The organism is Shewanella glacialimarina (genome assembly GCF_020511155.1).
GTDB lineage: Bacteria > Pseudomonadota > Gammaproteobacteria > Enterobacterales > Shewanellaceae > Shewanella > Shewanella glacialimarina.
Map to the genome: position 1 here is coordinate 2,532,577 of NZ_CP041216.1, position 24,007 is coordinate 2,556,583.

Annotated in this window: 22 protein-coding genes; 10 read left to right on the top strand and 12 right to left on the bottom strand. The window is 41.0% G+C overall.

Annotated features, from left to right (window positions below; translation table 11 throughout):
• Nucleotides 1-9 precede the first annotated feature (9 nt).
• Nucleotides 10-1,131: an iron-sulfur cluster carrier protein ApbC gene (gene apbC / locus FJ709_RS10935; protein WP_404829953.1), complete on the bottom strand. Its 1,122-nt coding sequence runs from the start codon at nucleotides 1,129-1,131 to the stop codon at nucleotides 10-12.
• 151 nt (nucleotides 1,132-1,282) lie between these two features.
• On the opposite strand from apbC, the gene metG reads away from it, so the two are divergent.
• The 9 genes from metG to hisIE all read left to right on the top strand — a co-directional run bounded on the left by metG (nucleotide 1,283) and on the right by hisIE (nucleotide 11,217).
• Nucleotides 1,283-3,364, top strand: a complete 2,082-nt coding sequence (metG, locus tag FJ709_RS10940) for a methionine--tRNA ligase (protein WP_226410096.1) — start codon at nucleotides 1,283-1,285, stop codon at nucleotides 3,362-3,364.
• A gap of 560 nt (nucleotides 3,365-3,924) precedes the next feature.
• Nucleotides 3,925-4,824, top strand: coding sequence for an ATP phosphoribosyltransferase (gene hisG / locus FJ709_RS10945; RefSeq protein ID WP_226410097.1), 900 nt, complete (start codon nucleotides 3,925-3,927; stop codon nucleotides 4,822-4,824).
• A gap of 44 nt (nucleotides 4,825-4,868) precedes the next feature.
• Nucleotides 4,869-6,161: a histidinol dehydrogenase gene (hisD, locus tag FJ709_RS10950; protein WP_226415941.1), complete on the top strand. Its 1,293-nt coding sequence runs from the start codon at nucleotides 4,869-4,871 to the stop codon at nucleotides 6,159-6,161.
• 73 nt (nucleotides 6,162-6,234) lie between these two features.
• Entirely contained in the window at nucleotides 6,235-7,284 is a 1,050-nt protein-coding gene (hisC, locus tag FJ709_RS10955) for a histidinol-phosphate transaminase (RefSeq protein WP_226410098.1), read from the top strand.
• A gap of 37 nt (nucleotides 7,285-7,321) precedes the next feature.
• Entirely contained in the window at nucleotides 7,322-8,389 is a 1,068-nt protein-coding gene (hisB, locus tag FJ709_RS10960) for a bifunctional histidinol-phosphatase/imidazoleglycerol-phosphate dehydratase HisB (protein ID WP_226410099.1), read from the top strand.
• Nucleotides 8,390-8,413: 24 nt separating this feature from the next.
• Nucleotides 8,414-9,079 (top strand): imidazole glycerol phosphate synthase subunit HisH, encoded by a 666-nt coding sequence (hisH, locus tag FJ709_RS10965; protein WP_226415943.1) that lies wholly within the window; start codon nucleotides 8,414-8,416, stop codon nucleotides 9,077-9,079.
• Nucleotides 9,076-9,813, top strand: coding sequence for a 1-(5-phosphoribosyl)-5-[(5-phosphoribosylamino)methylideneamino]imidazole-4-carboxamide isomerase (hisA, locus tag FJ709_RS10970; protein ID WP_226410100.1), 738 nt, complete (start codon nucleotides 9,076-9,078; stop codon nucleotides 9,811-9,813). Before hisH ends, hisA begins: the two co-directional genes overlap by 4 nt.
• Nucleotides 9,795-10,568: an imidazole glycerol phosphate synthase subunit HisF gene (gene hisF, locus FJ709_RS10975; RefSeq protein WP_226410101.1), complete on the top strand. Its 774-nt coding sequence runs from the start codon at nucleotides 9,795-9,797 to the stop codon at nucleotides 10,566-10,568. The genes hisA and hisF overlap by 19 nt, the downstream gene beginning before the upstream one ends.
• Nucleotides 10,569-10,593: 25 nt before the next feature.
• Entirely contained in the window at nucleotides 10,594-11,217 is a 624-nt protein-coding gene (hisIE, locus tag FJ709_RS10980; RefSeq protein WP_226410102.1) for a bifunctional phosphoribosyl-AMP cyclohydrolase/phosphoribosyl-ATP diphosphatase HisIE, read from the top strand.
• 100 nt (nucleotides 11,218-11,317) lie between these two features.
• On the opposite strand, the gene FJ709_RS10985 is transcribed toward hisIE, so the two are convergent.
• The 5 genes from FJ709_RS10985 to pheS form a co-directional block, all read right to left on the bottom strand.
• A complete protein-coding gene (locus FJ709_RS10985) occupies nucleotides 11,318-12,190 on the bottom strand; it encodes a mechanosensitive ion channel family protein (protein ID WP_226410103.1) in 873 nt (290 codons plus the stop codon).
• Nucleotides 12,191-12,225: 35 nt separating this feature from the next.
• Nucleotides 12,226-13,161: a lauroyl-Kdo(2)-lipid IV(A) myristoyltransferase gene (gene lpxM, locus FJ709_RS10990; protein WP_226410104.1), complete on the bottom strand. Its 936-nt coding sequence runs from the start codon at nucleotides 13,159-13,161 to the stop codon at nucleotides 12,226-12,228.
• A gap of 143 nt (nucleotides 13,162-13,304) precedes the next feature.
• Nucleotides 13,305-13,604 carry an integration host factor subunit alpha gene (ihfA, locus tag FJ709_RS10995; RefSeq protein ID WP_226410105.1) on the bottom strand — a complete coding sequence of 100 codons (300 nt, stop codon included), beginning with the start codon at nucleotides 13,602-13,604 and terminating at the stop codon, nucleotides 13,305-13,307.
• Between the two features lie 3 nt (nucleotides 13,605-13,607).
• Entirely contained in the window at nucleotides 13,608-15,995 is a 2,388-nt protein-coding gene (gene pheT / locus FJ709_RS11000) for a phenylalanine--tRNA ligase subunit beta (RefSeq protein WP_226410106.1), read from the bottom strand.
• A 15-nt stretch (nucleotides 15,996-16,010) separates the two neighbouring features.
• Nucleotides 16,011-16,994, bottom strand: coding sequence for a phenylalanine--tRNA ligase subunit alpha (gene pheS / locus FJ709_RS11005; protein ID WP_226410107.1), 984 nt, complete (start codon nucleotides 16,992-16,994; stop codon nucleotides 16,011-16,013).
• Nucleotides 16,995-17,494: 500 nt separating this feature from the next.
• On the opposite strand from pheS, the gene FJ709_RS11010 reads away from it, so the two are divergent.
• Entirely contained in the window at nucleotides 17,495-19,000 is a 1,506-nt protein-coding gene (locus tag FJ709_RS11010; RefSeq protein WP_226410108.1) for a methyl-accepting chemotaxis protein, read from the top strand.
• Between the two features lie 476 nt (nucleotides 19,001-19,476).
• Here FJ709_RS11010 and FJ709_RS11015 read toward each other — a convergent pair whose 3' ends face one another.
• The 6 genes from FJ709_RS11015 to FJ709_RS11040 form a co-directional block, all read right to left on the bottom strand.
• Complete coding sequence (locus tag FJ709_RS11015; RefSeq protein ID WP_226410109.1) at nucleotides 19,477-20,382, bottom strand: putative ATP-dependent zinc protease; 906 nt, start codon at nucleotides 20,380-20,382, stop codon at nucleotides 19,477-19,479.
• Between the two features lie 37 nt (nucleotides 20,383-20,419).
• Nucleotides 20,420-20,770 (bottom strand): DUF3802 family protein, encoded by a 351-nt coding sequence (locus FJ709_RS11020; protein ID WP_226410110.1) that lies wholly within the window; start codon nucleotides 20,768-20,770, stop codon nucleotides 20,420-20,422.
• Nucleotides 20,771-20,880: 110 nt separating this feature from the next.
• Entirely contained in the window at nucleotides 20,881-21,456 is a 576-nt protein-coding gene (locus FJ709_RS11025) for a YceI family protein (protein ID WP_226410111.1), read from the bottom strand.
• A gap of 41 nt (nucleotides 21,457-21,497) precedes the next feature.
• Complete coding sequence (locus FJ709_RS11030) at nucleotides 21,498-21,950, bottom strand: YaiI/YqxD family protein (RefSeq protein WP_226410112.1); 453 nt, start codon at nucleotides 21,948-21,950, stop codon at nucleotides 21,498-21,500.
• Between the two features lie 12 nt (nucleotides 21,951-21,962).
• Complete coding sequence (pdxH, locus tag FJ709_RS11035) at nucleotides 21,963-22,604, bottom strand: pyridoxamine 5'-phosphate oxidase (RefSeq protein ID WP_226410113.1); 642 nt, start codon at nucleotides 22,602-22,604, stop codon at nucleotides 21,963-21,965.
• Nucleotides 22,605-22,990: 386 nt separating this feature from the next.
• Entirely contained in the window at nucleotides 22,991-23,920 is a 930-nt protein-coding gene (locus tag FJ709_RS11040) for an S-adenosylmethionine decarboxylase proenzyme (protein ID WP_226415945.1), read from the bottom strand.
• Nucleotides 23,921-24,007 lie beyond the last annotated feature (87 nt).

Consider the following 24,007-nt stretch of genomic DNA (forward strand, 5'->3'; position numbering starts at 1 on the left):
GCTTTGACCTTACTCGTCGTCCGATATACTAATAGAAACAGTTGATTTAACTTGTTGTAATGCTAATTGCGCGCCTAACTTGCGCGCAATTTCACGATAAATACCAGACACTTCAGAATCAGGCTCAGTGACCACGCTAGGCGCACCATTGTCCATCGATTCACGAATATTAATATTTAACGGCAACGCCCCTAATAATGGCACATTATAGCGTTCAGCAATTTTACTGCCGCCATGGGTTCCAAATGGGTGTTCTTTGTGACCGCACTCTGGGCATAAATGAAAGCTCATGTTCTCAACAATACCGAGTACTGGAATTTGTACTTTATTGAACATGCTAATGCCTTTTTGCGCATCAGCTAAGGCAATATCCTGTGGCGTAGTGACAATTACCGCGCCACTTACGGGAAATTTTTGCGATAGGGTTAATTGAATATCACCTGTACCTGGCGGCATATCTATAATCAGATAATCTAAATCTGGCCACTGGGTTTCATTCATTAATTGTACTAATGCGCCTGCTGCCATTGGCCCACGCCATACAGCAGCCTCACCATCACCTAGCATAAAACCAATTGATTGTGCTGCAATGCCGTGAGCCGAAGCGGCTGTCATCATTTTGCCGTCGGGGCTTTGTGGACGAAAATTTGGAATACCTAGCATAAGCGGAATCGATGGACCATATATGTCGGCATCTAAAATGCCCACTTCTGCCCCTTCAGCTTTTAATGCTAAGGCTAAATTAACTGCTGTAGTTGATTTACCAACTCCACCCTTGCCTGATGCAATGGCAATAACTTGTTTGACATTTTTAATCGGTTCTACAGAGGTAATAGCAGAATAAACCCGCGGCTGAAAATCTATTTCACATTCAACTTCGTCAATGGCATCTAGCACTGCAAGTTTATTGGTTATAACCATCACGGTGTCGCGATATTGAGTCATACAAGGATAAGGATATACCAAACCTAATTGTAATCTTTTACCTTCAATGGCTAATTTTACAACACAACCGGCAGAGACTAAGCCTTGTTTTAAATAGGGATCTTGATGTGCATCTAAAATGGCAAGCACTGAGGCTAATAATTGTGCATCAAGTTGATAATCAGGATAGGAAATAGACAAAAGCATGACTCCCGTTGACAAATTTGTGCAAGTGTATCAGAACTTCATTATTTTTTAGTTATAAATACACCTTTTTAGTGCATGTTTTGGTGAAAATATTGCATTTTTCAGTTAGTATCTTGGCAATATTTTTAGCGAAATTCGATGTTGAGAAAAAATGACCCAATCACAACGTAAAATTCTGGTTACCAGCGCCCTTCCTTATGCCAATGGCCCAATTCACTTAGGCCACATGCTTGAATACATTCAAACTGATATCTGGTCTCGCTTTCAAAAGTTGCGCGGACATGAATGTCACTTTATTTGTGCAGACGATGCCCACGGCACGCCTATCATGCTTAAAGCCCAGCAACTTGGTATTGCACCAGAAGAAATGATTGCGCAAGTTCAAAAAGAACATCAACAGGATTTTGCTGATTTTAATATTCAGTTCGATAATTTCCACAGCACCCATAGTCCTGAAAATCGCGAGCTGGCCAGCAGTATTTATTTGAAACTTCGCGACGGTGGTTACATCAAAACCAAGACTATTTCACAGCTATTTGATCCTGAAAAGTCGATGTTTTTACCAGACAGATTTGTAAAGGGTACCTGCCCTAAATGTAAGTCTGAAGATCAGTACGGCGATAACTGTGACAATTGTGGCGCAACCTACAGCCCTACAGATCTCATTAATCCTAAGTCTGCTGTTTCTGGTGCAACACCAATAATGAAAGACAGCGAGCATTTCTTCTTCGACCTACCGGCATTTGAAGGCATGTTGCATACCTGGCTTAATTCAGGTTCCTTGCAGCCAGAAGTGTCTAACAAGCTAAAAGAATGGTTTGAGCAAGGCCTGCAACAATGGGATATTTCTCGTGATGCGCCCTATTTTGGTTTTGAAATACCAGATGCTCCAGGTAAATACTTCTATGTATGGTTAGATGCACCAATCGGTTACATGGGCTCTTTCAAAAACTTCTGTGATAAAAATCCTCAGGTCAGCTTTGATGAGTTTTGGGCCAAAGATTCAACCGCAGAGGTTTATCACTTCATCGGTAAAGATATTGTCAATTTCCATGGTTTATTCTGGCCGGCAATGCTTCACGGCGCTAACTATCGCCAACCGACCAGCGTTTTTGCCCATGGTTATGTGACGGTGAATGGCGCGAAAATGTCTAAATCAAAGGGCACCTTTATTAAGGCGCGTACTTATTTAGACAATTTAGACCCTGAGTTTTTGCGTTACTACTACGCGGCAAAACTGAGCAGCCGTATTGATGACTTAGATTTAAACCTTGAAGACTTTGCTCAGCGTGTTAACTCTGATCTTGTCGGCAAATTAGTCAACCTAGCATCACGTACAGCTGGCTTTATCAGCAAACGTTTTGATGGCAAGTTAGCGACCATTGAAGATAACAGCCTAGCTGAATTATTTTTAGCCAAACAAGATCAAATTGCAGAGTTTTACGAAACCCGTGAATACGGTAAAGCAATGCGTGAAATCATGGCATTGGCCGACATAGCCAATGCTTTTGTGGCTGAGCAAGCCCCTTGGCAGTTAATTAAGCATGAAGACCAGCAGCAACAAGCGCATCAAGTGTGCTCTATTTCATTAAACTTGTTCCGTATCTTAGTGACTTACTTAAAGCCGGTATTACCGCGTTTAAGCCAAGATGTTGAAGCGTTTTTACAAGTTGAATTAACATGGGAAAGCTTAGATAAAAATATGGCTAACCATGAAATAGTGCCTTTTAAAGCGATGATGCAACGTGTGGACCTAGACAAAGTTGCTGCTATGGTTGATGCCTCTAAAGACAACTTACAAGTAATTCAAGCTCCTGCTGAAGTAAAAGCAAAAAAGGCTGCTAAAGCAGACAAAGCACCTGCAAAAGTCAGTACAGGTAATCCGCTACAGGATGACCCAATCAGTGACACGATTGAATTTGATGATTTTGCTAAATTAGATTTACGCATTGCCCGCATAGCAAAAGCTGAACATGTGCCTGACGCTGACAAATTGCTTAAGCTTGAACTGGATTTAGGCGGCGAGACCAAACAAGTGTTTGCCGGTATTAAATCAGCCTATGCGCCAGAAGACCTAGTGGGTAAGTTGACTGTCATGGTCGCCAACCTTGCACCTCGAAAAATGCGTTTTGGCATGTCAGAAGGCATGGTATTAGCTGCAGGTCCTGGTGGTAATGAGTTATGGATTCTTGAGCCCCACGAAGGTGCCCAACCAGGAATGCGAGTCAAGTAATCGCTGCAAACAGTTTCTATGACGTTGGTGAAATACAATTAATGGCTATGCCATTTAAAAGCCAGAAATATTTACATCTGGCTTTTTTATTTATTTTTTCTACAAAAATAGCCGTTAATTTAAATTGTTCTAAGTTATTACCATAAAATGTGTAAATAAATTACCATTTCCCTTTATTCGCTATTGCAAACAACATCAATAGCGGTTAAGTTTTATGGCATAGAAGTTTACGGCCGTATGAACGGTAACTTCATCAGAATTTATCAAGATAACCATTTGGGTATCTTCATTAACATTATTAAGAGACAAACAATGATATTCATCCTAGCTACTACAATCCATCATCACCACCATATGCGGTAGCCTTCGGATGCTTACTGCCGAGGGTCTATTTCCCTTCCGGCGGTGAAACTATCACAAACCCCTGGAAGCAATTTCAGGGGTTTTTTGTTTTCTTAAGTTTGCTTTTTATTTTTACTAAAATTTTTTATTGCTAACTAATTGTTTTTATATTTGAAATCTTACTATTTATTTTCAACTTTAATTAATGGATATTTATCATGACTGAATCAAACCGTTTACGCATCGCTATTCAAAAATCGGGCCGCTTATCTAAAGAGTCACAACAACTACTGAAAAGTTGTGGTGTGAAGTTTAATGTAAATGAGCAGCGCCTTATCGCCCACGCCGACAATATGCCTATCGACCTACTTCGAGTACGTGATGATGATATTCCGGGATTGGTGATGGACGGCGTCGTTGACTTAGGTATTATCGGCGAGAACGTTCTAGAAGAAGAACAGTTAGAACGTCAACTGGTCAACAAGCCAGCTGACTTCACAAAATTACGTGATCTTGACTTTGGTGCCTGTCGCCTATCTCTCGCAGTGCCTAATGAATTCAGCTACAAGGATGCCAGCTCATTAGAGGGTCTGCGTATTGCCACTTCATACCCCAATATCCTTCGCCGTTTTATGCAAGAAAAAGGTATTAGTTACAGCGACTGTATGCTCAAAGGTTCAGTTGAAGTCGCACCACGTGCAGGTTTATCCGATGGTATTTGTGACTTAGTGTCAACAGGTGCAACCCTTGAAGCCAATGGCTTATATGAAACTGAAGTCATTTACCGCTCAATGGCCTGCATCATTCAATCTAATCAAACTCAAACACCGGCTAAGCAAGCGTTAATCGACAAAATACTGTCACGAGTTAATGGCGTTATCCGCGCACGTGAAAGCAAGTACATCCTGTTACACGCGCCAACAGCCACTTTAGATCAAATTGTGGCTTTATTACCAGGTGCAGAAAATCCAACTGTATTACCGCTAAATGATGATTCTAATCGTGTTGCTGTGCATGCAGTCAGCTCTGAGGATTTATTCTGGGACACAATGGAGCAGTTAACGGCCTTAGGTGCCACCTCTATTTTAGTAATGCCAATTGAAAAAATGATGGGGTAATACTGATGACCATGACACAATCACCATTACAGTATTCATCACCAATGCAAATCCTTAATTGGAATAGTTTATCTGCTAACCAGCAAGTTGCGGCATTAAAACGCTCACCTTTGGTGGGTGATAACAGTGTTGAGCAGCTAGTTCGCAGCATTATCGAACAAGTGGTATTAGATGGTGATGCGGCTATTTCTAAATTTAATCAGCAGTTTGATGGCGCTATCATTGATGATCTTGCCCTAACAACTGCAGAGATAGATTCTGCCAGTGCTAGAGTGTCAGACAAGGTAAAACAAAGCATTGCCCAGGCAGTTGCTAATATTGAAGCGTTTCATCGGGCACAAATATTTAAGCCGATTGATATTGAAACTCAAGTAGGCGTGCGATGTGAGCTTAGATCTGAAGCGATTGAAAAAGTCGGCTTGTATATTCCAGGTGGCACTGCCCCACTTATATCAACAGTAATGATGCTGGCCCTGCCCGCTAGAATTGCCGGTTGTGAGCAACGTGTATTAGTTAGCCCACCGCCAATCAATGATGCGATTATTTATGCGGCTAAGGTGTGTGGTATTACCGAGATTTATCAAGTCGGTGGTGCTCAAGCCATCGCCGCTTTGGCATTTGGTACAGAGACTATACCTAAAGTCGATAAAATATTTGGCCCAGGTAATCGTTATGTTACCGAAGCTAAACGCTTAGTGTCACAAGATAACCGCGTCAGTGTCACCATTGATATGCCTGCTGGACCGTCTGAAGTGTTGGTGATTGCCGATGACCAAGCCAATCCTGCTTTTATTGCAGCGGATTTGCTGTCACAAGCTGAGCACGGCGTGGACTCGCAAGTGATGTTGGTGACCAACAGCGTAGGGCAAGCTGATGCTGTGAATGCTCAGCTCACTATTCAACTGGCATTGTTACCACGACAAGATATTGCCGCCAAAGCACTTGAATGTAGCCGAAGCTTAGTGGTTAATGATCTCGCTCAAGCGGTACAAGTATCCAACCAATATGGCCCGGAGCACTTAATCGTTCAAACTGAAAACCCACGGGCTTTGCTCAGCACTATCCGTGCTGCAGGTTCGGTTTTTCTAGGTGCATACACACCAGAATCCGTTGGCGATTATGCCAGTGGCACTAACCATGTGTTACCCACTTACGGTTATAGCCGAGCGGTATCGAGTTTATCACTAGCGGATTTTAGTCGACGCTTTACAGTGCAAGAACTCAGCGCAGAAGGCCTGAAAAACATTGGCCAAACCGTGATGACCTTAGCCGAAAATGAACTGTTAGATGCGCACAAAAATGCCGTTGCAATTAGGTTAGCAAGCTTAGAACAATAACAGTAATCTTGGCGCTGTGATGATAAATCCATCGTTGACAGCAATAATAGAATTGATTTATGAGCACACGTTGATGAACACATTTGATGCAAAAAAATTAGCCAGACCCGAGTTACTCGACCTTACCCCTTATCAAAGTGCTAGGCGCATTGGTGGCCGAGGCGACATTTGGATTAATGCTAATGAATCACCTTTTAACAATAGTGATTTAGATAAATTAAATCGCTACCCAGAGTGCCAACCACCTGCACTAATCAATGCGTATGCTGATTATTCAGGGGTTAAGCCAAGTCAGATTATTGCAAGTCGCGGCGCAGATGAAGCTATTGAATTACTTATCCGCACTTTTTGTACGCCGGGTAAAGATACCATTGCCTCATTTGGTCCAACTTATGGCATGTATGCCATCAGTGCAGCCACCTTTAATGTCGGTGTAACAGCACTGAGTTTAGGGGCTGATTATCAATTACCCGAAAACTGGCCAGCTGAAATTGGCGATGCCAAACTGGTATTTATTTGTAATCCCAACAACCCGACTGGCACTATCATCAGCAAACAAGATATTGAAAAGGCGATTGCAAGTGCGCCTCAAGCAATCGTTGTGATTGATGAAGCTTACATTGAATTTAGCCCTGAGTATTCGGTTGCAGATTTACTGTCGACATACCCAAACCTTGTGGTATTGCGTACTTTATCTAAAGCGTTTGCTTTAGCCGGTGCCCGTTGCGGCTTTATGCTAGCGAATGAAGCCATTATCGATTTAGTCATGTTAGTAATAGCACCTTACCCTGTACCACTGCCGGTATCTGAATTAGCCACCAAAGCGTTAAGTTCTGATGGTATTAAGTTGATGCGTGAGCAAGTGGCTAGCTTAAACCAACAAGGTGAGCGACTTACTCAGGTACTACAACAAATTGGTGCCCAGGTGCTGACAGCAAAAGGTAACTTTGCCCTAGCTCGCTTTAAAAACGTTGGCGAAATAGCACAAATACTTAGAGACAATGGCATTGTCGCTAGAGCCTATAAAGACCCTCGTTTAGCAGATGCTATCCGCTTCAGTTTTGCCTCTAGCGCGCAAACAGACAAAGTAATAGACGTGCTATTAAGCAGCAAAAATACATAAATTATAACAATATTCCTACAAAGTTAAGGTCAGCAACATGAAACAGAAAATACTTTTTATTGATCGTGACGGCACATTAGTCGAAGAGCCTGCAATTGATAAGCAATTAGACAGCCTAGCTAAGTTAGTATTTGAGCCACAGGTGATCCCTGCGCTATTAAAATTGCAAAAGGCCGGTTTTAGATTAGTGATGGTCAGTAATCAGGACGGCTTAGGGACACCTTCATTCCCTAAAGATAATTTTGATGCACCGCATAACATGATGATGCAAATCTTTCAAAGCCAAGGGGTGATGTTTGACGATGTGGTTATTTGCCCGCACTTTAATGATGAAAACTGCAGTTGTCGCAAACCAAAACTTGGGCTTGTAAAAAGCTACTTAACTGAAGGCAGAGTCGACTTTACTGAATCCGCTGTTATTGGTGACCGCACTACAGATGTAGAACTCGCCAATGCTATGGGGATTAAAAGCTTCCTATACAATCGTCAAACCTTAGATTGGGACGCTATTTGCCAGGCGCTGTTAAGTAAAGGCCGTCAAGCCACGGTTGTGCGCACCACCAAAGAAACTGACATAAAAGTGACCATTGATTTAGATAATCAGTCAAAAGGTAAAATTGACACCGGCATTGGCTTTTTTGATCACATGCTTGACCAAATTCAAACCCACGGCAATTTCAAAATGGATGTTCACGTCGATGGCGATTTAGAAATTGATGATCATCACAGCGTTGAAGACACTGCACTGGCTATTGGTGATGCGATTCGTCAAGCCTTAGGTGATAAACGCGGTATTGCCCGTTTTGGCTTTAGCTTACCAATGGACGAAGCCAACGGCGAATGCTTAATGGATATTTCAGGCCGTCCATTAATTAAGTTCAAGGCTGATTTCGATCGGGAAATGGTCGGTGAAATGGCCACTGAGATGGTGCCACACTTTTTCCGTTCATTCGCTGATGGTTTACGCTGTACCTTGCATATCAGCTCTGAAGGTGACAATGACCACCACAAGGTAGAAGCCTTGTTTAAAGTATTAGGTCGCACTCTTCGCCAAGCGGTGAAAGTAGAAGGTGACATACTGCCTTCAAGTAAAGGCGTGCTGTAAGGAGTTAACGTGACAGACTTATCCATAAAAGAGCAGTCAGCTGTTCCTAATCGCGCTAAAGGCAATGACTTAGATGATCTTACTGTGATTATCGATACTGGTTGTGCCAATTTAAGCTCGGTGCGCTTTGCGTTTGAACGCCTTAATGCCAATATCGTCGTCAGCGCTGACTTTGATGTTATTCGCAGTGCTTCTAGAGTTGTTTTACCGGGCGTGGGTACTGCTGGTGCGGCTATGGCTGCATTAAAGTCAAAAGACTTAATCGAGTTAATTAAAAGCCTGACGCAACCCGTTATGGGCGTTTGCTTAGGGATGCAAATGCTTGCTTCCCTGTCAAATGAGTATGGCGGACGTGGCACACAGGCCATTGAATGTTTAGGCCTTATCCCGACAGAGATAGGTGATTTAGACAGCAAAGGCTTACCTTTGCCACACATGGGCTGGAATCAAATCACCGTATCTGATCATCCACTTTTTGCAGGCATAGAAAATGGCAGTTATGTGTACTTTGTGCATGGCTATCGTGCGCCAATCAGCGAATATACCTTAGCAAGCAGTAATTACGGTGAAGATTTCAGCGCCGCAATTGGCAAAGATAACTTTTTTGGGGTGCAATTTCACCCAGAAAAAAGTGCTACCGTTGGCGCTAAGATTTTACAAAACTTTTTAAACATGGGGAAAGCGCAATGATCATTCCTGCAATTGATTTAATTGATGGTCAAGTGGTGCGTTTATATCAAGGCGATTACCAACAAAAAACCACCTTTGACTTAAGCCCCCTCGCACAGCTGCAATCCTATGAAGCACAAGGTGCGAAATTACTCCATATTGTCGATTTGACTGGCGCTAAAGACCCTTCGAAACGCCAAATAGCCTTAATTGGCGAATTAGTGGCTGGGTTAACAACCGATATTCAAGTCGGTGGCGGTATTCGTAGTGAACAGCAAGTTGAAGAGTTATTAGCATTAGGGGTTAAACGGGTAGTAATTGGCTCACTGGCAGTTAAAGAGCCTGAATTAGTTAAAAGCTGGTTTGTTAAATATGGCAGCGAAGCTATTTGTTTAGCGCTTGATGTCAATATTAACGATGCGGGCGAGAAAATTGTTGCCGTATCTGGCTGGCAAACGGGTGGCGGCAAGTCTTTAGAGTCACTGGTAGCCGAATATCAAAGCGTTGGCTTGCAACATGCTTTAGTAACTGATATCAGCCGTGATGGCACCCTACAAGGAGCTAATACGGATTTATACCGCGAACTGGCAGCAAAGTATCCTGACATTAATTGGCAAGCTTCTGGCGGTATCGCCACATTAGATGATGTTGCTGCTGTGCGTGATAGTAAAGCCAATGGCATTATCATCGGCAAAGCACTACTGATTAAAAACTTCACCGTTGAGGAGGCAATCACATGCTGGCCAAACGCATAGTTCCTTGCCTTGATGTTCGTGAAGGTAAAGTCGTTAAAGGGGTACAATTTCGTGACCATGAAATTGTTGGCGACATAGTGCCGCTTGCTGCTCGATATGCTCTTGAAGGGGCTGATGAGCTGGTGTTTTACGATATTACCGCTAGTGCACACGATAGAGTGATTGATAAGTCATGGGTCAGTCGCGTGGCTGAACAAATTGATATCCCCTTCTGCGTGGCCGGTGGGATCAAAACCATTGAACAAGCCCGTGAAAAATTAGCTTTTGGGGCTGATAAAATATCAATTAACTCTCCTGCATTAACGGACCCAAGTTTAATTTCACGTCTTCAGGATGAATTTGGCCGCCAGTGTATTGTGATTGGTATCGACTCGTTCTATGACGCGGCATCAGACAGCTATAAAGTAAAGCAATTTACCGGTGATGAAGCCGCGACTAAAGACACCCAGTGGTACACCCAGGACTGGGTTGAAGAAGTGCAAAAGCGTGGCTGTGGTGAAATTGTACTCAATGTGATGAACCAAGATGGTGTACGTGGCGGCTATGATATTAAGCAGCTCAGTATGGTTCGCGCTATTTGTGATGTGCCGTTAATCGCATCAGGCGGCGCAGGTACCATGGAACATTTTAAAGAGGTGTTTGAGCTGGCCAAAGTTGATGCAGCATTAGCAGCCAGTGTATTCCATAAAGGCATAATCGATATTGGTGATTTAAAACGGTACCTACACAGCCAAAAAATTGCGATTCGACTATAAAACGCATTAAATAAAGAGATAAATTATGACACAAGTAACATTGGATAGTGCAAGCCTAGCTTGGGATAAACAGGATGGATTGATTCCTGCCGTGGTTCAAAATCACTTAACAGGCAAAGTCTTAATGCTAGGCTACATGAATGAAGCTGCCCTTGAGAAAACCCTATCGACCAATCAAGTTACTTTTTTTAGTCGTTCAAAACAGCGCTTATGGACCAAGGGCGAAAGCTCAGGTAATACCCTACAACTTATCGCTATTGATAAAGATTGCGATAACGACAGCCTGTTAGTGCAAGTTATTCCTAATGGCCCAACTTGCCATACTGGGACAGAAAGCTGCTGGCCAGATGGCAATGCCCATCCTTTTATTGATAATCTAACAAACGTCATAATTTCACGTAAGGGTCAAAGTGCAGACTCAAGCTATACAGCCTCATTGTTTGAACGGGGCACTAAACGAATTGCACAAAAGGTTGGTGAAGAAGGATTAGAAACAGCGTTAGCTGCGGTAACAAATGATAAAGAAGAGCTAGTTAATGAGGCGTCTGACTTAATGTATCACTTGATTGTGTTACTGGAAGATCAAGGCTTGTCGATGGCTGATATTAATCAAAACTTGCTTGCTCGTCATACCAAAGCGGCAAAGTAACGGCAAGCGATTAACGCTACAATAAAAAAGACGCCTAAGCGTCTTTTTTATTGTATAGAGTCATGTTGTTATTTACATAACCCACAAAAGTGACTTATGTTTATTGGGGTCTATCACTATTAGTAATCGTTAGATTGCCATCGACATGAATATCACGTTGCGGGAAGGCAATAGCAATATCGTTTTTACCAAATATGTCATAAATTCTAAAACGAATTTCACTTCGACGGCGGCGAATGTCGGTTTCAGATACTGCGTTAACCCAAAAGACCATATCAAATATGAGTGCACTATCACCAAAATCTTCAAATAGTACCGTTGGTTTAGGGTGCGGTAAAATATCATCACGCTCTTCAATAACATCAAACAATAACTTTTGCACTAACATCACATCTGAACCATAAGCGACGCCCACTCGCACAAAAGTACGGGCATTTTTATCAATCAAGGTCCAATTAGTTACAGTATTTTCAAGCAGTTGGCTGTTCGGAACTAACATATGAACACCATCATTTCGACGAATTAATGTCGAGCGGGTGTTTATCGACTCAACCACCCCTCTTGCATCGCTTACTTCTAAAAAGTCACCGATACGGATCGGGCGTTCCCACATTAAAATCCAACCTGATATAAAGTTGTTAATAATATTCTGCGCACCAAAACCCACACCAATGGCAATTGCGCCTGAAACAAACGCAAATGCAGTAAGGGGGATATTGAGAATATCCATGCTGGTAATAGCTAAAATAGCGATAGACAATACTAAATACATACGAGAAAACAAATGTACAGCATCAGCACTCACGTTACGTTTTCTTAAGCCGCTAGTAATTAACTTACCCACTCTGCTCACAATAAACCAAGCTAGAAAGATATACAGCGGCACCTGGATAATTTGCAGCAGAGTGATCGGGCGGTTATCGTAGGTGTAGACCACAAACGATAGCACCGAAAGTAACTCATTAAAGTCCATTAGATTGCTCTCTTGGTTATATTTATTGTTTAAGTTTAGTAAAGCTCTGCTTCACCCGGCGGACGAGTTTTCAATATTTTTAAAAACCACATGTATTGCTCAGGGTAAGCTTTTATGACTTGCTCAACAATTTGATTGAGCACTAAAGATTCATCTTCTTTAGTGACCATACTATCGGGATCTAATGCCGGCAATATGGTGGTATGAAATACCATGGCTTTTTTATCATAGCCGATTTTAACGGGAAACACTTTTGCATTACCCGCTTTGGCTAAACGTCCTACTACGGGTAATGTGGCTTTAGTGGTACCAAAAAATGGCGCAAACACGCTTTGTTCTGGTCCCAAGTCTTCATCGGGCAAATAAAAGAAGCTATTATCTTTTTTCAGTTCTGACAATAGCGCTCGAATACCTGCTTCACGCATATACACTCGGCCACCTTGGCTACTGCGTAAGCGGTTACTAAACCAGTTAAATAACCCATTACGGTGAGCTTTTGCCATTGTCACCATAGGTATTTCAATATTGACTCGCAACCCTGCATACTCCATGGGCCAAACATGCGGCATAATAAAAATAATCGGATGCCCTGCAGCTCTTGCTTGGGTCACATTTTCAAAACCCTGTAATTGAACGCGACGTTTAATGTGATCATTTGAGCGAAACAGCATTTCTGCTTGTGATAATAAGATAAGGATAAAGGCTTCGACATTATCACGGATCAGGCTATCGACTTCATCAGGGGTCAATTCTGGTAAACATTGACTAATATTGATCCGCGCTATGCTAATTGGCTTAGTGGCAATACGCATCACTAATTTAGCTAAAACACGGCTCATGGGATCGCGAATAAAGGCCGGTAAAATACCAAATAAAGATAATATTAGGATAACCAGCCAGGTTCCCCAGTATCGCGGATGCAATAACCCTGCATTAAAGCGAGTATCAAAATGCTTTTGTTGTCGAGCCAATAGATAAACCTCATCGAAAAAATCTGCGGCAGAATAATAGCATGACTATTTTATTCGGCAAATTCAAAAAAAAAGCCACTCTACCAGAGTGGCTCTTTTAATTATTACTATGTAAAGCAGATAAGCTAATTTAACTAGTGAACTTATTTCTTACCAGCGTTAGCCGCTTCCACGCGTGCTTTTAACTTTTGTCCAGGACGGAAAGTCACCACACGACGTGCAGAAATTGGAATGTCTTCACCAGTTTTCGGGTTCCGTCCCGGTCTTTGATTCTTGTCCCTAAGGTCAAAGTTGCCGAAGCCAGATAACTTGACCTGCTCACCATGTTCGAGTGCTTCACGAATTTCTTCAAAGAAAGACTCCACCATCTCTTTAGCCACACGCTTATTGATGCCAAGTGTTTCAAATAGATGTTCTGCCATTTCGGCTTTGGTAAGTGCCATACTTTAATCCCTCAACGATGCGTTGAACTCGGTCTTTAGCGCCGATAACACAGATTCCATAGTCTCAGTGATATCTTTATCTTCAAGCGTACGAGTAATGTCTTGTAACGTAAGTGCGATTGCCAGGCTCTTTTTGCCAGGTTCAACACCTTTACCTAGGTATACATCGAACAAGTTTAAGCCAACCAACTGATTTTCGCCAACTTTTCTTATCAAATTCATAACATCGGTTGCAGATATATGATCATCTACTACTACTGCGATATCACGTCGATTAGCAGGAAACTTAGATACAGCTTGGGCTAGCGGCAAACTGGCATGTAATAATGCGTCCAGTTCTAACTCAAAAACAATTGTTTTACCATTAAGTCCAAAAGGCTTTTCCAAGCTAGGATGGATAGCACCAATATGACCAATGACTCGATTATTTCTTAATATTTCAGCACATTGTCCTGGATGCAGCGCAGGATGAGTAGCTGCTTTAAAACTAAATTCAGAAGCGGCAACTGTCAAGCCGATTATTGCTTCTAAATCACCTTTTAAATCAAAGAAGTCTACAGACTTAGATTCCATTGACCAATGTTCATCATTCTGAGCACCGGAAATTACCGCACCAATCATAGCTTGTTGACGGACGCCAGCATCTGAACTTGTGTCAGGCACAAAGCGTAAACCGGTCTCAAATAAACGTACACGGCTTTGCTGGCGATTTTGATTATAGCCCACCGCTGATAATAATCCGGTAAACATCGACAAACGCATTGACGACATTTCTGTCGAAATAGGATTTGGCAAAATCATGGTGTCTTGTTCTGGGTGAACAAGGGCTTGCATTTTGGGGTCAACAAAACTGTAAGTAATTGCTTCTTGGAACCCGCGAGCCACCAGCATGTTACGAACACGTTTGAGTGGAATGTTAGCTTCAGTATGATCAGACATACTTAATGCAGCTTGCGGCGCTGTATTAGGGATATTGTTATAACCATAAATGCGCGCAACTTCTTCAATTAAATCTTCTTCAATTGCCATATCAAAACGGTAAGTCGCTGTAGTGACAACCCAAGTATCATTAACAGCTTCAACACTGAATCCTAAACGCTGTAAAATATCAACTACATCAGCATCAGGAATTGGATGGCCTAAGGTTTTATCTAGTTTACTGCGACGTAATGTAATTTTAGCTGCTGCTGGCAAATGTTCGACAGCCACCGCTTCAATTACTTGCCCAGCTTCACCACCACAAATATCCAACACAAGGCGTGTAGCACGATCCATTACCTTATGTTGCAGCTGTGGGTCAACACCACGCTCGAAACGATGTGAGGCATCTGTGTGTAAGCCTAAACGACGTGATTTACCCATAATCGCTAGAGGTGCAAAAAAAGCACACTCTAATAAGATATCTTGAGTACTATCAGTCACACCCGTTGCTTCACCACCAAATACTCCGGCTAATGCTACGGCTTGCTTATCATCAGCAATCACTAAGGTGTCACTAGGCACAGTAAGTTCATTACCATCTAATAACGTCAGCTTTTCCACACCATCGCCTAAACGCACATTGATTGCACCATTTAAGGTATTCAAGTCAAATGCATGCATTGGCTGACCAAACTCAATTAATACATAGTTGGTAATATCAACAATGGGATCAATTGAGCGAATACCACTACGACGTAACTTTTCTTGCATCCATAGAGGCGTTGCCGCTTTTACGTTGATATTTTTTACTATACGACCTAAATAACGTGGACAGGCTTCTTTTGCCTGCACGTTAATAGCTATCGGCGCGTCAATGGTTGCTTCAGCCGCTTTCCAGGTAGGCTCTGTCACTACTTGACGATTTAATACACCCACTTCACGTGCAAGACCTGCCATGCCTAAACAATCGGCACGGTTAGCGGTTAAGTCAACATCAATAATTGCATCATCTAAATCTAAGTACTGACGAACGTCTTGACCAATTGGTGCATCTTGCGGTAATTCAATAATGCCATCACTTTCAATATTGATACCTAACTCGCTGTAAGAGCACAACATACCCATTGACGGCTGGCCCCGCAGCTTGGCTTTCTTAATTTTAAAATCACCAGGCAATACTGCGCCAACCATGGCAACAGCAACTTTTAATCCTAAACGACAATTTGGTGCGCCACAAACAATATCAATTAACTCATCGCTACCGACATTAATTTTGGTAACGCGTAATTTGTCAGCATCGGGATGCTGGCCACACTCAACAACTTCACCCACAATAACACCGCTAAATGCAGCAGCTACTAGGTCTATGCCATCCACTTCAAGGCCGGCCATGGTAATTTGGTGTGATAATTCGTCACGACTTACTGATGGATTAACCCACTCACGAAGCCAAGATTCACTGAATTTCATCGCTTTGTTGCTCCGTTATTTGAATTGCTTAAGGAAACGTAAATCGTTTTCAAAGAAGGCACGTAAATCATTTACGCCATAACGCAACATAGTTAAACGCTCAACGCCCATACCAAAAGCAAAACCAGAGTATTTCTCAGGATCAATGCCGACACTGCGAAGTACATTTGGGTGCACCATGCCACAGCCTAACACCTCTAACCATTTACCGTTTTTACCCATGACATCCACTTCAGCAGAAGGCTCTGTGAAGGGGAAATATGAAGGACGAAAACGCACTTGCAAGTCTTCTTCAAAAAAGTTGCGTAGAAAATCATGCAATATGCCTTTTAATTCGGCAAAGTTAACGTTTTCGGCAACCATCAACCCTTCGACCTGATGAAACATCGGCGTGTGGGTTTGATCATAGTCGTTACGGTATACACGACCCGGTGAAATAATACGTAATGGTGGCTTTTCATGCTCCATAGTACGGATTTGAACCCCAGATGTTTGCGTACGCAACATCACTTTAGGGTTAAAATAAAACGTATCGTGGTCCGCACGAGCAGGATGATGTTCTGAGATATTTAATGCATCGAAGTTATGGAAATCATCTTCGATTTCAGGGCCATCTTTAACCGTAAACCCAAGCTCACCAAAAAAGGTTTCGATACGATCAATAGTGCGGGTCACTGGATGTAATCCGCCGTTATCAATGGTACGACCTGGTAAAGTGACATCAATTTGTTCAGCGGCCAATTTAGTGGCTAACTCTGATGCTTTTAAGCCATCAATACGTTCAGATAATTTCTGCTGGACTGCTTGTTTTGCTAGATTGACGGCTTGACCAAATGCAGGTTTCTCTTCTGCACTTAATTTCCCCATCATTTTCATCATGTCAGTGATTTGACCTTTTTTACCAAGGTAGTCGACACGGATATCATCCAATGCCTTTAGATCACTGGCCTGCTCTATCACTGCCAAGGCTTGTTCTACGATCTCTGTTAACTGCTGCATTTATTCATCCACTGCATCTGGGCATTACTAATGCGATTTTTACCATTAAACATAACGGCAAGATGTAGATAATACCTTTTAGATTATTCTAAAGGCACTACCCATCAATTAAAATAAAAGAGATAAATTTTACGTTAGCAGCCAACATATTACTAGGCTTTTTAAGGGTAATTATAAGCTTTTACTCAGGTTTATTAGCTTAAAGTAACTCGGCCTGACGACGTTGAGGATTAATCGTCAATTTATCGTGAATATTATCAATAGTCGCTTTACTATAATAAAGGTGGAATTAGCATTATATCATTGATGCAACTCAACCAGTCTGATTGAATAGTAGATAAATTAATCAGGTAACACTGAAAAAAGCTTTATGTATTAAAGTTTACCTTTTTCACCCCGATAAACTATGTACTTACCTAAGTACTTATTTAATTTAAGTACTTATTTACCTGAGATGGTTTTTACCTGAGTTCATAGCCAAAAAATAAAAAGAGGCACTGATGAAAGAAGTTAAATTTAGATGGATAGATCAATATCTTATCCATATGACCTTAAAAACAAAGTTTACTATTTTAGCGATTGTACCCATGTTGATGATTATTGGTTTAACGCTTTTCTTAAATAACCTTCATGCCGACAACTTACAAAAAACAAATAATAACAATCAATTACAGTTCATTAAGCAAGCCAATTATTACATGGAAAGCGCCTATGACTTAATTGACGAAAGTAAGCGTAATGAGTTAAAAACTCAGTTATCGAATACTAGTCAAATAGTCAGTATTGATGATCTAGACAACCGATTGAAGGTGCTTGCACAGCAAGGTGGTGGAATTAGTGAACAAGATAATATCACCCGCATCGTGAGTGGTATTAATAACCATAACATGGCTATAGTGAGTGAGATATCATCACAGCAGCTGGCTCATAACAATAACAATGCTAACTTAGCTTATATTATGATGGTGGTATTATTGGCTGTTCTTGCTGCCTTTGCTTACTACATCTCAACCTTTGTTGGCGGTGCATTATATACCACAGTAATGGCTTTAAGACGCGCAGCTAGCGGTGATTTAACCGGCAGACTTAATTTCTTTGAAGTAAAAGATGAATTCAGTCTACTTGCTATCAGTATTGATGCCTTAGTCGATCGTCAACACACTTTGGTTAAGCAAATAACCCAAGCCACTGAACAAATTCGCACCGTTGTGTCAGGTTTTAGAACCACAGCCCAAGATGGCCAAGCGATGGCTGTGGATCAGCGAGAGCATTTAGACTCATTGGCTACAGCAATGGAACAAATGACCGCAGCTGTTAAAGAAGTTGCCCGTAATGCAGAGCAATCTTCAAGTGAAACTGAAGAGACCAATAATCAAGTGGCCGCAGGCTCAAAAGATATTGCAACCACAGTACATGCAATTGATATTTTATCGGAAGAAATTGGTCAAGCATCTAATGCCGTCGGGGTGTTGAATGACAATGCCAGTAAAATTGATGCTGTGGTCACCACAATTAATGCTATTTCCGAACAAACTAACTTACTCGCACTTAACGCCGCCATTGAAGCTGCGCGTGCTGGTGAGCAAGGGCGCGGGTTTGCTGTCGTTGCAGATGAAGTACGTACTCTAGCAGGTAGAACACAAGCTGCCACAGTGGAAATTAAAACCATGATCGAAGCACTTCAATCAGGTACCCGTAATTTGACCCAAGTAATGTCTCGCACCGTTGAGCAGGCCAGTGAAGGTAAAAAGCATGTTCTTCAAACCGGTGAAGATTTGAATAATATTGCCCACCATAGTCATCGTGTACTTGAAATGAGTGTGTTAATTGCAACCTCAGCGGACGAACAATCTGCTGTTGCCAACGAAATAGCAACCAATTTAATGGAAATCCGCAATCAGTCGCATAATGTAGAGAAGTCAGCTAATCAGTCAGTATCTGGTTGCGATGAATTACACGCTACTGCTGAACAACTTGATCAATTATTGGTAGGCTTGAAGTTATAGTATTGGAGCTTGTGTTAGCTGAACCTAAAAACACAGCTATACCATTGTAAAGTAGAAGTTTAATCTAGGCGCTGCGGCGCCTTTTTTATTTATCAAATCATAAAACACTCCTTTAAATTAAACAACGCTCTGTGACCGCCCGTCGGTGCAGTCAGTAGGAACTACTGACATAATGTTAGCTATACAACCTCAACAGAGGGTAATAGATACATTCAATAACCTAAATTCATTAGGTTAAGCCTATTTTTTGGCAAACTTAGCGTTTGTTTGTAAAACAAAGCAGATTAATATATCAACAGTAGGCCTATTACACGTTTATGTAATGTCGTTAGCAAGACAACGAACTATTTGGGTAGGTGCTTGAGGCTATTAGGGTGAAGTGCTGATTAAATATCTGATAAACTATTTAAACGAGTTGATATAAGATTTATAAACCCGTACAAAAAAGCCTTAGCGCTTACGCTAAGGCTTTGATATTAAATCTGAGAAAGACTCTCTTTAGAAACATCTACCATATAGGAGTCCTGTAACCAATTACGGCCAATTAATAATTTATGACCCATTTCGCTACGATCAGTTAAGTTGACGTCAACTAAATATTCTTGCCCTAGTTCACCAACACTTAAACGAACCCTGTAGCGAATTTCAGATCCTTGTGCATTGCGAATAAGCGTTTTACCATAAATTTTAGTCCGAATATCAACGGCATTACCTTTCTCATTCTCTGTAGTAAATGTCACCATCTTACCGATGTTGTTTTTCATATCACTTTTATCTTCTTCTTCAATCCGCATATTGACTGCGTGAAGTGAATTTTGACCCGCTCCAGTATCAATACGTGTTTTAAACATTAGACTGGCTTGTTTTATGTTTAACTTGGCAATTGGGCCAATAATATTATCAATCTTCTTTCCAGATATATCGACAATATAGTCATTTTTGAGAAAGTTACGCCCAATTAACAATTTGTAATTCATATGGCTACGGTCACGTAAATTTACATGGACCATTTTTAACGCATCAGAAAAACCGATTTCAAGTTTGACCATGTAACGCGTTTCAATACCCTGCGAGTTTCTCACCGTTGAGGTTTTGAGAATTTCCGCTTGTAAACGTTTTTGCTCACCTTGTTCATTTTCAGTGGTAAATTCAATCATTTTACCAATATTGTGTTTCATTTTTTTCGCCGCACCGCCGATAATCTCTAAATCAACAGCATGCAAAGACGAATTTACTGCACCGGTATCCATACGCGCTTTATACATTAAACCCGACTGCGCAACAGTCATCACTTCCTTTTGTTTTAAAATTTGTTTTTCTGTCGCATTGGCAAAAGACAAACTGAAACACAATACAACAAGCAAGGTTATGCTTTTAAACATGTTTATTCCCAACAATAAATATTAAACTATAAAAAAATTAATGCAGTATTTTATCAATTTCTTGGTCGAACAAATTCTTAATTAAACCGGAAAATTCAGTTATAAAAATGCTTTGTTCAGGAGTGGCATTCTGATCAGCAACTTTAGCTAATATCTCTTCTAAATCATAAACAATCGCATCGATTTCTCGAATAACCATATTGCGTTGAGCAAATGATAATTGCGGATTTTGACCACAAACCATAATGATTTGAGCAGATAACTGTTCTTCAAATAACTCTAAAACGGTTTCAGACGCCAAGACATTATTTGCAGAGGTTTCAAATAACCCTAAATGCTCAGTTAAATACTGAATTAAATGCGTATAACCGTCTTTATCTGTAACCATCTGAACTCCGAAAACTGAATGACAATGTGATTATAAAGCTAGGTTATCCAAATAATAGATCACCTATTTAATTATGTTACTTCAGCACTAACGATATCTTTACGCCAGCTCTACTGTGATAAGGTTAGCACAAATGACACTGGAACCGCTAAACTGATACTGGTTAATCCGGCGATATCACGTAACTTTTCAACCCCTGATACTAAATTAAAATCTCCAGCTTGAACAACCACTGGCATTAAACTTGTTACTAACATTTTAGTGGCTGACAATTTAGCGACCACCACATTGAAAGGTAAAACTTGCTGCTCACCATGGAGCGCAACTGTAGCATCAACTTGGGTTGTTAACGTTTCGCCGACTTTTAAATCACTTATAAGCTTTGGGTTAATATTGGCTGTCAGTTGTAATTTTGGAAACTGAGCAACTTCAAATAACAAACCTTGCATTCTGTCATCACGGACACTAATTCCGCTATCTACACTGCTTAAGTCTATTGTTAAACTAAATCCACCAGAGTCACTCAGAGCACCTTCTATTTGTTTAAATCGATGAACCTCTCCCACGTCTGCTTTTTTAATTGAAATAAAGCTGACTGTAGACTGACTATTATTCACCTTCCAATCACTGGCTAAAGCCTGATTAGACAGTAATCCAAGTACCATTAACGATAACCATAGTTTCATCTTAAAATCCTTTTGCGAGTTCATAATATAATAAGTATAGATCAGCGTTGATTAACTAACCATTTATCCAACGATTGAGCAAATGCATGCTTATCTGTTTGTGAAAAAGTATTCGGGCCTTGGGTATGCACACCGCTGCTTCGCATCTCCTCCATAAAATCACGCATAGTTACTGTTTGCTTGATATTTTCAGTTGTATAGACATTGCCTCTAGGGTTAATGGCTAAAGCGCCTTTGTCAATTGCATCTGAAGCAAGCGGAATATCGGCGGTGATCACTAGATCCCCTTGATGAAGTTGCTCGACAATATAATTATCTGCTTCATCAAAACCAGAACTCACTCGGATCATCTTAATAAAGGGTGATATCGGTATTTTAATCATCTGATTAGCAACCAAGATAATGTTAACCGATTTACGCTCGGCGGCCCTAAACAACATCTCTTTTACTGGGTTAGGACACGCATCAGCATCCACCCAAATCTTAGCTTGCATAGCATGTCCTCATTAAGGTGCTAAACGATCAATTAGCCATGTTGACTCAGGTAATTGACTGTATATAAACCTATCATGCAATCTATGCTCCCCACCTTGCCAAAACTCGATACTTTGAGGTCGCACTAAGTATCCTCCCCAAAACTTAGGTAATGGCACATCGCCTTGAGCAAATTTAGCCTTCATTTCATTAAACTTACCTTCTAAAACTTGGCGAGCAGAAATTTTACTCGACTGTTTAGATACCCAGGCAGCTATTTGGCTGTCCTTAGGTCGGCTCATAAAGTATTTAGCGACTTCAACCATAGATAATGGCTCAGCTTTACCAATAACAGCGACTTGTCGCTCTAAAGGATGCCAAGGAAATAATAAGCTTATCTTATTGTTGGTTGATAATTGCGCCGCTTTGCGACTTGCTAGATTAGTAAAAAATATAAAACCATTATCATCAAATTTTTTAAGTAATACGATACGCTGAAAAGGCTGGCCATCTTCATCAACGGTAGCAACACACATAGCTGTAGGATCGGTTAAATTGGCATCTTTGGCCTGTGAGAGCCACTTTTCAAATAAATCCATCGGATTTATCGGTAAATCAGCACGGCGTAATCCACCTTGAGTATACTCTCGACGAATATCACTTAAATCGCTCATACCTTCCCCTTATAAGATAAAGCCCACTTCATGCTGGCTTTATATCAAAATATTATTTGTTAACTAAGCCTGTTCCTTTAGCCCAAACATGCGGCATTTAAAGACCTAGCGTAGCACCTGCAAAGCGATAAATATCTACTGATTCATAACATGGTGCAACTGGAGCCATATCTAGATTAACTATACTCATACAATGTAGGCAGTAAATGACTTTTATCGCTTTATCGCTGATTAATAAACTGAACACTGAAGTTACTGGTACGGTCAAAACATTCAATATCAAACGAGGTATGTAGCAATATATTTACGCACTTAAGTCACCATTTACACATACTGAATATTCAGGCTTGCTGCAAAAATGGCAGTACACTGTCCAAATTGCTAATTTACAAAAACTCAGGGCTCAGTAATTCTGAGCAAGTCTGCTGATAGTGGCTGAAAATTACATTATAACCTTGCCTAATTGGATATGAGCAATGTCCTACACATATATTTTTAGGTTCTATTGGCGAGGCTATCTCGGTGTTGAATCCGATGATGTCCCAACTTCTTGGCTTCAATATTGCCAACAGGGTTGACGCTATATCAGATTGATGTTGCTCAAGGTCTACATTAGTTTCTAAACTGACATACGAGCTCTGCTCTTGGGGCGTAATATGTACTGTGTAATAGAAATTATCTTTAATGCCATTGATTGAAAAACCAAGCGGAGTAAACACATGTGCATCGTATTCAAAGTCTGCAAAAAACTCATCTAGCAATAACAGTTTATATATCTGAGCTACTGTTTGCTGCTCAGTACATAAATAGTCTGCCACTGGTCCACTAATGTGGTACATCAATAATTCGTAGCTTTTATCCTGTGGCAGAATTTGGCTACTTTTAACACTGCTAAATAAAAAGTGATGATGATTATCTAAATGACCGACTCGAAAGGCGGTACCGGGTACCCTCAGCCTCAAGGTATTAATGTCATCTATAAACGTGCTGGCCTGTAAATGAGCTAAATATTCATTTTTACGTTGATAGCTAATAAATATCAGCTTATCTTCGGTCACTTTATCAATTAACGCACTCACTGAATCGATTAATGTCGATAAGCCACACGTTAGCATTACCACCCGATGGTCCCACACAAACAAGCTAGACTCACTGAGTAAGTATGCATCACATTGATCATTGTTAATATGCGACAGGATATCTGCCTTGGCTAAACTGACAATATGCTCCCAGAAAGATAACGGCAAAGCACGAAGTGATCCGAAACTCGGATCAACGCATAACTCTACTTTTTTTTCTGAACCTTCAAAAAACATATTAATCACGCATAACTCAATTGATTGAAAATAAATAAAGGCTTAGTCATTATTCATAACTAAGCCTTTTCTTCAATGATTTACTGA